Origin of the sequence: Pseudomonas sp. PDM21 (assembly GCF_014852505.2) — a bacterium.
GTDB lineage: Bacteria > Pseudomonadota > Gammaproteobacteria > Pseudomonadales > Pseudomonadaceae > Pseudomonas.
Genome location: NZ_CM181223.1, coordinates 5,598,217 through 5,610,000, shown reverse-complemented (window position 1 = coordinate 5,610,000; position 11,784 = coordinate 5,598,217). Strand labels below are relative to the sequence as shown.

The window sequence follows — 11,784 nt, the reverse complement described above, 5'->3', positions numbered from 1 at the left end:
ACAGACACGTCGAGCAGGTACGAAAGTAGGTCTTAGTGATCCGGTGGTTCTGTATGGAAGGGCCATCGCTCAACGGATAAAAGGTACTCCGGGGATAACAGGCTGATACCGCCCAAGAGTTCATATCGACGGCGGTGTTTGGCACCTCGATGTCGGCTCATCACATCCTGGGGCTGAAGCCGGTCCCAAGGGTATGGCTGTTCGCCATTTAAAGTGGTACGCGAGCTGGGTTTAGAACGTCGTGAGACAGTTCGGTCCCTATCTGCCGTGGACGTTTGAGATTTGAGAGGGGCTGCTCCTAGTACGAGAGGACCGGAGTGGACGAACCTCTGGTGTTCCGGTTGTCACGCCAGTGGCATTGCCGGGTAGCTATGTTCGGAATAGATAACCGCTGAAAGCATCTAAGCGGGAAACTAGCCTCAAGATGAGATCTCACTGGGAACTTGATTCCCCTAAAGGGCCGTCGAAGACTACGACGTTGATAGGTCGGGTGTGTAAGCGCTGTGAGGCGTTGAGCTAACCGATACTAATTGCCCGTGAGGCTTGACCATATAACACCCAAACAATTTGCGTGTTGTACGGTGAAGACGTAACGAACCGAAAGTTCGTGTGAACCGCAAATACCTGTCACATACCCGAATCTGGATGAACGTGTGCACTTGCCACGAGCGTCCATAAAGAATTGCTTGACGACCATAGAGCGTTGGAACCACCTGATCCCATCCCGAACTCAGTAGTGAAACGACGCATCGCCGATGGTAGTGTGGAGTTTCTCCATGTGAGAGTAGGTCATCGTCAAGCTCCTATCCCAAAGCCCCTGGTCAGCATCGCTGGCCGGGGGTTTTGCTTTTGCGCGCGAAAAGCTCGGCAGCGGCAACGCCGCTGCGGGTACGACTCGCTCCCAATGAATCGCGAAGAGCTGCGTCCCTGCCGGGTTTTCCAGAAATTTCGAGGCATGCTACGGGCACCGGAGATACGGTTGCGTCGTCTACAATAGCTTTCAAATTTCCCTGAGTTCCTACATGCCCGACATCGAAGGACAAGCCTTGCAGGACCTGCCTCTGGAAGAGCTGATGGCTTGCCACGAGTGCGACCTCCTGATGCGTCGCGAGCCCGTTCCGCTCGGGCACCGGTCAGTCTGTCCGCGTTGCGGATACGAACTGGAAATCCACCGTCCCCACATGGTCCGCCGTGCCCTGGCGTTGGTACTGACGGCGCTGTTTCTGTACATACCGGCGAACTTTCTGCCGATCATGCATATCACCATCCTGGGCCAGACCAGCATGGATACCGTGTGGAGCGGCGTCGTAGGCCTGTATCACTCGAACATGGCCGGCGTCGCCTTCCTGGTATTTCTGTGCAGCATGGTGATTCCACTGCTGAAGCTGCTCTGTCAGTTGTTCGTGCTGGTCTCCATTCGCTACAAGGCGCTACGCGAGCACGGCATGTTGCTGCTGCGCGGCTACCAGCATCTGCGGGAGTGGGGGATGCTCGAGGTATACCTGATGGGCATCCTCGTCTCGATCGTCAAGCTGATAGGGATGGCGGAGCTGCATGTCAGCGTTGGCCTGGCCTGCTTCGTGGGCTTGCTGCTCACGCAGGTCTGGCTCGAAGTCACGATGTCTCACCACCAGGTATGGGGCGAGCTGTGCGGGGAGTTCGACGATGCGAGCCATTGATGCGGGGATCGTGGTGTGTGGCGAATGCCACCAACTCAACCGCCGCGAGGAAGATGACGAGACTCACTGCAGCCGCTGTGGTGCCGTGGTGCATGAGCGTACGCCCAACAGCATCATCCGGACCTGGGCGCTGCTGATTACGGCGGCGATCCTCTACATCCCCGCGAACCTGCTGCCGATCATGACAGTGAACTTCCTCGGTAATGGGATGCCTGCGACGATCATGGAAGGCGTGGTCGAGCTTATCAATGCGGACATGATACCCATCGCTGCGGTGGTTTTCGTCGCCAGTATCCTGGTGCCCACCTTCAAGCTCGTTGGCATTGCGCTGCTACTGTATTCGGTGCAGCGGCGACAGCCGCTTTCCGCCCTGCAACGGAATGTGATGTACCGCTTCATCGAATGGATCGGTCGCTGGTCGATGCTCGACATCTTCGTCATCGCGATCCTGGTGACGCTGGTGAACTTCGGTAATCTGGCCAGTATCGAGGCGAACCTCGGTGCGGCCGCCTTTGCCAGCGTGGTGGTGCTCACCATGCTGGCTGCAGTGACTTTCGATCCCCGGCTGATCTGGGATAACACGGACGCGGAAGAAAACGATGAGTGACCTCCCAACACCCAAGATGCGCAAGACCACCAACTGGTCGGCTATCTGGATCCTTCCGCTGATTGCCCTGGCGATCGGGGCCTGGCTGGCATGGCGTGCCTACGACCAGGCGGGGATCATGATCCAGATCCAGTTCGAAAGCGGCGAGGGTATCCAGGCCAACAAGACCGAGGTGATCTTCAAGGGGATCGGCGTCGGCAAGGTTGTCGACCTGCATGTGAACAAGCCGACCCTGGGCGTGATCGCCATGGTGGAGATGCGCAAGGAGGCCGCCGAGTACCTGAGCAAGAGCACGCGCTTCTGGCTGGTCAAGCCGCGGGTTTCCATCGCCGGCGTCACCGGCCTGGAGACGCTGGTTTCGGGCAACTACATCGCGATCGACCCGGTGAAGGGCGAGCAGCAGAAGGAGTTCGTCGCCCTGAAGGAACCGCCGCCGCTCTCCGACAGCCTGCCCGGGCTGCACCTGACGCTGAAGGCTGATCGCCTGGGCTCGCTGGAGCAGGGCAGTCCGATCTATTATCGGCAGATCCAGGTCGGCCAGGTGAAGAGCTACCGGCTGGCGGAAGACCAGAAGACCATCGAGGTGAAAGTCCACATCGAGCCGGCCTACGCGAACCTGGTGCGTAAACACACGCGTTTCTGGAATGCCAGTGGCATCACCCTTTCCGGCAGCCTGAGCGGTTTGAAGCTGCGCACTGAGTCTCTGGCAAGTATCGCCGCCGGCGGTATCGCCTTCGCCACGCCGGAGAACTATGCCGACAGCCCGCCCACTGACCCGACCAAGCCCTTCCGCCTGTACGAGGATTACGATGCCGCACAAGCAGGGCTCAGCGTCAAGGTGAAGGTCAGTGACGTCAGCGGCCTGACTCCCGGCAGTACACCGGTGATGTACAACGGCGTTGAGGTCGGTACGGTCAAGAGCATCGACATGGACAAGGACTTCAACGGCGCCACCGCCACCCTGTCCATGGATCCGCGCACCGAAGAGTTCCTCAACAGCAAGACCGAGTTCTGGATGGTCAAGCCGAGCATCTCGCTGGCCGGCATCACCGGCCTCGAGGCCCTGGTGAAGGGCAACTACCTCAATGTGCGCTTTGCCAGCGACGGGGAACCGACCCGTGATTTCGTCATCCGGCCCAAGGCGCCACCGCTGAATCTCGACTCACCGGGCCTGCACCTGGTGCTGACCACGGACCAACTGGGTTCGCTGGAGGTCGGTACACCTATCCTCTACCGCCAGATGAAGGTCGGTAGCGTGCAGAGCTACCAGCTCTCCCGCCGTGACCCGTCGCGTCTGGTCATCGGCGTCCACATCGAGCCGGAGTACGCCAAGCTGGTGAATACTTCGTCGCGCTTCTGGAATATCAGCGGCGTCACCATCAGTGGCGGCCTGGATGGCATCAAGCTCAAGAGCGAGTCGCTGCAGACCCTGCTCGCCGGCGGTATTGCCTTTGATACGCCCGATCCCAAGGCGGCGCCGATCACCAAGGTGCGTCGCTTCGCCCTGTTCGACAGCGAAGACGATGCTCACCTGAAGGGCCAGATGATCGAGCTGCGTGCCGATACCGCCGACGGTCTGAAGGAAGGTACCGTCCTGCGTTACAAGGGCCTGGAAGTAGGCCGCGTGGAGCAGGTGGAGCTGAGCAAGGACCTGCAGAGCGTGCAGTTGAAAGCGCGTCTGACCCGCGGGGCGGATCGTATCGCTCGCCAGGGGAGCCGCTTCTGGGTGGTAGGGCCGCAGGTCGGTCTGTCCGGTGTCAGCAATCTCGGCACCATCGTCAGCGGTCAGTACATTGAGGTGCTGCCCGCGTCCAAGCCCAGCCAGGAGCAGACCAGCTTCAGCCTGCTGGGGGGCGAACCGAATCGCCTGCTGGATGCCGATGGCCTGCGCCTGACGCTGAGTGCGGCTCGTCGTGGTTCGCTGAAGACTGGCGTCCCGGTGACCTACCGTGAGGTACAGGTCGGCAAGGTGACGTCTTTCGAGCTGGGTGAAACAGCCGACCGCGTGCTGATCCACGTCCTCATCGAACCGCGTTACGCGGCATTGGTGCGGACGGGCAGCCGCTTCTGGAACACCAGCGGTGTCGGCGTGGATGCCGGGCTGTTCAAGGGCGTGAAGGTGCGCACCGAGTCGATGGAGACCATCCTCGCTGGCGGCGTAGCCTTCGCCACCCCGAACAATGCCGAGATGGGCTCGCCGGCCAAACCGGGGCAGACCTTCGCGCTGTTCGACGAGGCGAATGACGAGTGGCTGGACTGGGCGCCGAAGATCCCGCTGGGCAAGGCGAACTGAGTTTCAGCCGAACAGGAAAAGGGCCGCGATTGCGGCCCTTTTTCATTGCTCAACTCCGCGATGTGCCACCTGTAGGAGCGGGCTTGCTCGCGACCCTCCTCTTCCGATTCGCGATCAAGCTCGCTCCTACGAAAAGCGCAAAGAAAAAGCCCCGCAATGCGGGGCTTTTTTCAACGCTGAAGAAGCATCACGCCGGTTCGGCGCTGGCCTCCACGTCGTTATGCGCTGCCTTCTCGGTATCTCGGCGGCGGATGTACTTCCAGTCCGCCTCGTCGATGTAGATGCCGTTGGGGCCGCTACCGCCTTCCAGGTCGATGGCCACCTGGGCCGAGACCTGCGGCTTCACGCTCGCCAGGATGGGCACGAAGCCCAGCTGAAGGCTGGTTTCCAGTAGCGCCGACTGGTTGCGTTCGTCGATGTCCGCCGCCTCGTCGAGGTAGTAGGGCAGACGGATGCGGCCGGCCTGCTCGCGGTCCATCAGGTGCAGCAACAGGTACATGTTGGTCAGCGCCTTGATGGTCATGGTGGTGCCGTTGGATGCCGCGCCGTCGATGTCGGTGTGCATGATCGGCTGGCCGCCCATCTTGGTGATCTCGAACGCCAGCTCGAACAGGTCTTTGAGGCCGAGCTGGTTGTTGTTCGCTGCCACCAGGCGCGACAGGTAGTCCTTGGCTTCCTCGTTCCTGGCATCCTGCTCGGCGCTCTGGGTCAGGTCGAAGACCGAGAGGTTCTCGCCTTCTTCGTACTGGCCGGCGCTGTGGATGATCTGGTCGATGTGCTTGAGCGCGTCTTTGTTCGGCGCCAGCACGATGCGGAAGCTCTGCAGGTTCGACACCTGGCGCTTGTTGATCTCGCGGTTGAACAGCGCCAACTGGTGTTCCAGGTTGTCGTAGTCGCTGCGGATGTTGCGCAGGGTACGGGCGATGTCGGTGACGGCTGCACGGCGCGCCTTGGCCAGGGTCATGGCTTCGTCAGTGCGGTGCGCATAGGCGTTGATCAGCAGTTGCAGGCGACGCTCCGGGTCATCCTCGCTGTCGAACTTGGCCACGCCCTTCAGGCGCACCTGGGCATACAGCGCCTCGATCTGGCCGTCCACGCGCTGCAGCGATTGCCAGGTGTCCTGGTAGTCGTTGAGCAGCGGCAACAGGTTGTCCATGGAGTCGTCGACCGGATCCATGAACGGGATGCCGAAGGGCAGGTTCGCCGGCAGCAGTTGGCGACGGCGCAGGGCGTCGTCGAGGGTGCGTTGCTTGGCTTCCATGTCGGCCAGCTGGCGGCCGATCAACTGCAGCTTGGCGGAGAGCTGCTGGACGCGTTCGGTGAAGGCGTCGGCGGAGCGCTTGAGTTCGTCCTGGGTGGCTTCCAGCTGGGCGAGCTGCTCCAGCTTGCCCGGCTCTTCAGCGCTCAGGGTCTGGCTGCGGCGGAAGTCTTCCAGCGCCTTCTGCGCGTCGAGCACGTCCTGGTACAGCTTGTCCGCCTGCGCCTTGCTGGCGTTGCGGTCGGCGGCCACGGCCTGCTGGGTCTTGAGCTGCTTGAGCTCCTTCTCCAGGCGCTCCTTCTGGTCGCGCAGGGCGGCGCGGTCGGCCAGGGCCTGCAGGGCCGGCGGCTCGATGGTGGAGAGGTCGATGGTCAGGCCGGGGACTTCGAAGCGCTCGCCCTTGAAGGCATCGAGGATCTTCTCGACGCTGCCGACCCACTGGCCGGCCTCGTCCAGGTCCACGCCTTTCTCGCCCAGCGGCAGGCTGAACAGTGCTCCGTTGAACAGGCGCATCAGGCGCTCGACGTCCTGTTGGGAGAACTCCTCGCGCAGGCGGGCATAGCTGTTGTTGTCGGCATGCTCGAGCTGCTGGCGGACGCCTTTGAGGCGCTTCTCCAGGTCGCGCATGCGCTCTTCCAAGTCTTCGCTGGAGAACTGCCGGGAGTGTGCCAGGGCGCCGGCCAGTTCGTCGTGGGCGTCCTTGGCGGCGAGCAGCTGCTGCTCCAGCACCTTGACGTCCTCGACCAGCGCGAAGCGGTTCTTCAGTACGGCCAGTTCGCCCATCCAGCGCTGGACTTCGCTGATCTCGCGCTCCAGGCGCATCAGTTCGGCGGTGCTGCCGCGCTGCTCGTTCTGTAGCCCGTCCTGCTCGCGGCGGTAATGCTCGGACTGGATGACCAGCTCTTCCTTGCGCGCGCCGGAATAGTCTTCCCAGGTGCCCAGCAGGTTATCTAGCAGCGGCGAGAGACGGTGCATCTTGCCGCGCAGCAGCTCGCGCTGCTGCACGCCATTGGCCAGGGCCTCGACCAGTGGGCCGGCGGCGACCAGGGCCTGGTAGTCGCCCTCCATGCGGCGCACGTCGCGGAAGGCTTCCTCGCAGGCGGCGATGTAGTCGACGCTGCCCGAGCGCAGGCTGTGCTCGAAGGCATCGAGGAACAGCTGCTTGAGCTTGGCCGCGGTGATCTCGCGCATGTGCAGCAGGTTGATGAACAGCGAGCGGAAGGTCTTCAGGCTCTGTTCACTGGTGGAGCGCAGCGGGATCAGGGTCAGGTCCAGCGGGATCGAGGTGTGGCCGCCAACCAGCAGGCGGCGCAGCTCGTCGGGCTTGAGCTCGTAGGACTTGATGCCCTCGCGTTCGAGGTTCGCGTACAGCTCGCGCAGGCGCAGGCAGGTGCCGTTCTTCTGGTAGTGCTCCAGGTCCAGCTCGCCCTGATAGGCGAAGAACTGGTGGCCGAAGCCGCCACCGGGTCCGCGACCGCCCACGCCGATAACATGGCGGCCGTTGGGCAGGTCCAGTTCGACCAGGATGTAGCTGGTGTCGGTGGCGAAGTAGAACTTGCGCGAGGCTTCCAGGCTGTACTTGCCGAAGCTCATGTCGGACATGCGCGCGAGGATCGGGAACTGCAGCGCGTTGATCGATGCCGACTTGCCGAGGTTGTTCGCGCCGTACACCGACAGCGGCTGCTCCAGCGGGAAAATGCCCAGGCTGTAGCCGGCGGTATTGAGCAGGGCGAAGCGGCGGATGCCGTAGCGTTCCTGGGTCATGCCTGGGCCTCCATGTCGGCTTGTTCTTCGGCGATGGCGCGGGCGAGGGCGTCTTCTTCGCTCTCATTTTCAATGGCGGCGCCGGCGGCAGCTTCAACGGCAGCGGCCTCGACGGGGGCGCTGATGGCAACGATCTCTTCGTCGGCATCGGCGGTATAGCTTTCGAGGATCACCACCGGCTCGTCGTCTTCTTCCATCAGCACCGGCGCACTGAACTGCATTTCGCTGGCGTGCAGGTTGGCAGCCAGGTCGCGGTCTTGCTGGACCGACAGGCAGACGTCGAGGAAGCGGTGGATCGGCGGCAGGAAGCGGTACACGCCGTTGTCCTCGGCGGCGAAGCCGAGCTGGGTGAGGCGGCGCATGACCTTCTCTTCCAGTTCTTCCTGGGTGGTCACCTCCGCCTGCAGGAACAGGTCGCGGTATTTCTCCAGCAGCGGCGGCAGCTCGTCGCGGCCGATGCTGCCGCCGTCGAGGACGGCCAGCGGGTCGCGGCCCTGGTCGGCCAGGTGCTCGACGAGGATGAAGGTGAACAGCGCCAGGCGCTGGGCGGTCTTGTTCACCTGGGCGCCGACCTGTTCGGGCACGAAGTAGTAGAAGCCGCGGGTATCGCAGACCAGCTCGTAGCCCAGGCTGCGAAACAGCGCGCGGTAGGCGTCCTGCTGGTTGGACAGCTGGCTGTACAGCTCCGGGTCGCGGCGGCTGACGTGGAAGCCCTTGAACAGCTCTCGGAAGATCGGCGCGAGCTGGGTCATTTCGGTGAGATTAATCTGCATGCGATTCGCTCTTGCTGTCCTTGCCAGCGGTCGGGCCGGCGATCAGGGCGAAGGAGCACAGGCTGACGCTGTGCTGGAGAGTGTCGTATTGGCGGCGATCGAGGCGGTCGCGCTGGAAGCGGGCATCGCGCGACAGACGCGAGAACCAGTAGAGCAGCTCGTCGGTGGCGCCTTCGGGCTCCTGCTCAAGCAGCCAGCTCATCAGGTCCGGCAGCGGCAGCGCGGCCTGGCAGCGGTCGAGCATTTCCCGGGCAGTGCGCGGCGAGCGCTGCGGGCCATCGCTTTTGCGATTGCCGCTGGCCTTGGGGAAGTGCGCCGGCTTTGGCTGGAAGCTGGCGAGGGCGAAGACGTAGCTCTCGACCTGGGAGGCGGTGCCGAGGAAGTTGCTTTGCGGCCGGGTGAACATCGGCAGGGCAGCCTGCGGCACGGCGTCGATGCCCTTGCGGCGGATGACCGACAGCGCCAGCGCGGCGCCACGGGTGATCGCGTTGTGCCGGCGCGCTTCTTCGCGCAGCGGCAGCAGCAGTTCGCGGGCGCGGCGCAGGGTGAGCTGGGCAGTGGTCTGCATTTCCAGGATGCGCGCGTGGGTGCGCAGCAGTTGGTCGTCGTCAACCAGCTGGCCGAGGCGCGCCTGTTCGCTGAGCAGGCGCAGCAGTACCTGCTCCACGCGATGCACGCCCTGTTCGAAGGCGCCGTCGGCGGAGACCAGCTGGATCATCGGCTCGACGTACTCGTCCCAGGTCGCCAGGACTTCCGCGTAGCGCTGGCGCAGCGGAATCTGCCGGTCCTGGGTCTTGGCGCGTTCGGCCACGGCGACCAGCGCCTGTTCATCGTTGGCGAGCTTCTTCAGTACGTCGCGCACGCGCATGTCGAGCAGACGCAGCTGGCGGGCCAGGTCGTTGCCGTCGCGTGCTTCGAAAGCTTCGCGGATGTAGCCGGCCAGACGCTCGAGGTGGCGCAGGTAGGCTTCGATCTCCAGGCACAGACCCAGACGGTGTTCCTGGCGCAGGTAGGCGAGGAAGTCGTGGATCTGCGCGTTCAGCTCGAAGCGGTTGGGGCTCTTGGCGACCGGGACGAGGATGTCCAGGCGGACCCACTGGTCGAGCAGGGCGGTGATGTCCACCGGGGTGCTGTCGGGCAACTGGCTGGTGAGCTGGATGCGCAGCTCCACCAGGCTCAGGGTGCCGGCGTCGAAGCGCTCGCACAGCGGTTCGAGCAGCACCCAGTGTTCGGCGAGGGCGCGTAGTACGCGTCGTGGGTCGATCATCGGCTTGGTTGGGCCCGGAATGAACAAAGGGAGCGATTGTACTGCAAAGGCCTACCCCTGGCCGACAGGGTGACGAAACGCGTCAGTTTGCGACTGCACCATCAGCGCCCGTGTGACGTATCTCACGGAAAATGGGGCCTAAATGGCTGAATTTTCTGGCAAGTTTTTTGCCAACGTCCTTACCAGAGACCTAGATATCAGAGTCTGATTTACGCAGATGACTTACGACGCCGCACTCGCCAAAGCCCGTTGGGCCGAACTGGAACGCCAGAACGATCTCGACTGGGACCTGGATGCGATCACCGATCGCAACGAAGCCATCGCCTTCCTGCAGCGCTTCGAGAATCGCTTGTGCATCTACTCGTCGTATGTCGAGAAGCTCTACAGCAACTACAGCTTCGTGATCCCGGAGAGCCAGGAAGGCGGCATCACCATCCTCCCGGACGAACAGGCCTGGTTCGACACCTTCCACGATATCCCCGGCGATGCGGTGGAGCCCACCGGCATCCATATCCTGCCTGGCGAGACCATGGGCTACAGCGGCCTGTACCTGAAAATTCCCGGCGAGCACCGGCTGGTGGCCTCGCGCGAGCTGCCCTTCCAGGATGGTTTGAAGCTGCTGATCAACCGTTACCGCATGCGGGGGGATATCTTCCTGCCGGTACTGGTGAAGGGCGACCTGCGCGAGTACGAGGCGCGCATGCCCTCGCTGCACCTGCATCGCCTGAACATCGCCAAGCTGCAGGCCCATTCGCGACTGAACCTCGACGCCATCAAGGGCGCGATCGCCGAGCACCTGATCGGCCTGTTCCGCCACCAGTGAGCTGCCGATTGCCCGAAGCTGTCACCCCGGTGTGACGATGGGTAACAACCTGGCCCGGACTTTCCTTTCCTCGTCTATCGTTCGGAGCGATTTACTCGACTATGGGTCGGCCCGCCGTGGCGGGTGAATTCCTATAGTGGCATCACGGCGCCGAGTCTCGACCTGTTTACTGGCTCGATACGCCCGACGAATAACAACAGGCGCCCGCGAACAGGGAGCCAGGAAAGGAGAGTGCCATGCGTCAGTCCTCCGGTCCGCTCATGCGTGCCCTAGTCTTGCTCTGCGGCGGCCTGCTGGCCTTTTCCGCCCAGGCGCGCATGCAGTCGATGGACGATGAAGAGCTGTCCGCCATCTCCGGCCAGGGCGCGATGCTCACCGTCGACGCTTCCACCTACCAGAACTACCAGTACACCCGGCTCAACTTCGGCGCTGACGTCAGCCTGCTGACCAACATCGACCAGTTGAGCCTGGGCAACTACAGCCGCACCGGCTCGACCACCGTCTCCGGCCAGCCGGCGGACATCCTGATCAACAACTTCGCCCTGGGTCGGGTGGACAACGCCAACTCCCCGGATGCCAAGGTGGTGCCGTTCCAGATCCGCGACCCTTACGTCGAGTTCGCCTTCCAGACCAACAACGGCGTACGCCAATTGGTAGGCGCGCGGGTCGGCTTCGGCAAGGCGCAGGGCGATCTCTCCGGCGACATCCTGTCGATCACCGGCAACCTGCAGGGGCAGATCTACGGCCCGGCCTCCATCGCCTACGACTACTACACCCGCAACGGTTGCCCGAACATCATCAACTGCCTGGCGCTGGCCGTGGCCGGTGATACCCCGGTGTACGCCGACGTGGTGCTGCTCAAGGGCGGCACCGGCGAGGCCACGATCAACGGCCAGCCGATCAACCGCGCCGAGCAGATCGGTATCGCCAAGGGCGACTCGCTGCATTCCGACGCTGGCGGCCTGATCGCCTCGCTGATCCCGACCCTGTCCACTACCAGCAACTGCCAGGCGCTGGGCCTGACAACCTGCTTCGATCTGACCAACTACAAGACCATCTACATCGGCAAGCCGGGCTCCACCGACATCAACACCGGCGCCCAGGGCATCTTCTTCTCCCTGCAGAACCAGAATGTGCCCTGGCAGGACCTCGCCAACGCCGGCAACTTCGTCAACACCCAGTCCGGTGCCTTCGCCAACTTCCCGAAGGTGGGCAGCGGTGCGGACGCCGTATACCCGATCCTGATCAACCTCTACGACGCCCTGCGCGGCCTGCCCCGGCAGTCCACCTGCATGGGCTCGCAAGCAGCGGGCTGCTGAC

At 63.0% G+C, this 11,784-nt stretch carries 8 protein-coding genes and 2 rRNA genes (1 of these 10 only partly in view); 7 read left to right on the top strand and 3 right to left on the bottom strand.

Translation table 11 applies throughout. The features are described 5' to 3' along the window. From IB275_RS25910 to IB275_RS25890, 5 genes are all read left to right on the top strand, one after another. A 23S ribosomal RNA gene (locus tag IB275_RS25910) occupies nt 1-551 on the top strand; it begins 2,341 nt to the left of the window's first position. A gap of 134 nt (nt 552-685) precedes the next feature. Next, nucleotides 686-801, top strand: a 5S ribosomal RNA gene (gene rrf, locus IB275_RS25905). Nucleotides 802-1,022: 221 nt separating this feature from the next. After that, entirely contained in the window at nt 1,023-1,679 is a 657-nt protein-coding gene (locus tag IB275_RS25900; protein WP_192292456.1) for a paraquat-inducible protein A, read from the top strand. Beyond that, a complete protein-coding gene (locus tag IB275_RS25895) occupies nt 1,666-2,286 on the top strand; it encodes a paraquat-inducible protein A (RefSeq protein WP_045211257.1) in 621 nt (206 codons plus the stop codon). Before IB275_RS25900 ends, IB275_RS25895 begins: the two co-directional genes overlap by 14 nt. Beyond that, nucleotides 2,279-4,579, top strand: a complete 2,301-nt coding sequence (locus IB275_RS25890) for a PqiB family protein (RefSeq protein WP_192292454.1) — start codon at nt 2,279-2,281, stop codon at nt 4,577-4,579. The genes IB275_RS25895 and IB275_RS25890 overlap by 8 nt, the downstream gene beginning before the upstream one ends. A gap of 187 nt (nt 4,580-4,766) precedes the next feature. On the opposite strand, the gene mksF is transcribed toward IB275_RS25890, so the two are convergent. The 3 genes from mksF to mksB are packed head-to-tail and all read right to left on the bottom strand — an operon-like array spanning nt 4,767 to nt 9,641. Next, nucleotides 4,767-7,601 (bottom strand): Mks condensin complex protein MksF, encoded by a 2,835-nt coding sequence (mksF, locus tag IB275_RS25885; RefSeq protein ID WP_192292452.1) that lies wholly within the window; start codon nt 7,599-7,601, stop codon nt 4,767-4,769. After that, a complete protein-coding gene (mksE, locus tag IB275_RS25880; protein ID WP_192292450.1) occupies nt 7,598-8,374 on the bottom strand; it encodes an Mks condensin complex protein MksE in 777 nt (258 codons plus the stop codon). The genes mksF and mksE overlap by 4 nt, the downstream gene beginning before the upstream one ends. Beyond that, nucleotides 8,364-9,641 (bottom strand): Mks condensin complex protein MksB, encoded by a 1,278-nt coding sequence (gene mksB, locus IB275_RS25875; RefSeq protein WP_192292449.1) that lies wholly within the window; start codon nt 9,639-9,641, stop codon nt 8,364-8,366. The genes mksE and mksB overlap by 11 nt, the downstream gene beginning before the upstream one ends. 217 nt (nt 9,642-9,858) lie before the next feature. Between mksB and IB275_RS25870 the strand changes: the two genes are divergently transcribed. Both IB275_RS25870 and IB275_RS25865 read left to right on the top strand, forming a co-directional pair. Continuing rightward, on the top strand, nt 9,859-10,464 hold the full coding sequence (locus IB275_RS25870; protein WP_192292447.1) for a hypothetical protein: 606 nt from the start codon (nt 9,859-9,861) through the stop codon (nt 10,462-10,464). Nucleotides 10,465-10,700: 236 nt separating this feature from the next. Further along, the gene (locus tag IB275_RS25865) at nt 10,701-11,783 is read left to right on the top strand and encodes a hypothetical protein (protein WP_192292445.1); all 1,083 of its coding nucleotides are present in this window, start codon (nt 10,701-10,703) and stop codon (nt 11,781-11,783) included. Nucleotide 11,784 lies beyond the last annotated feature (1 nt).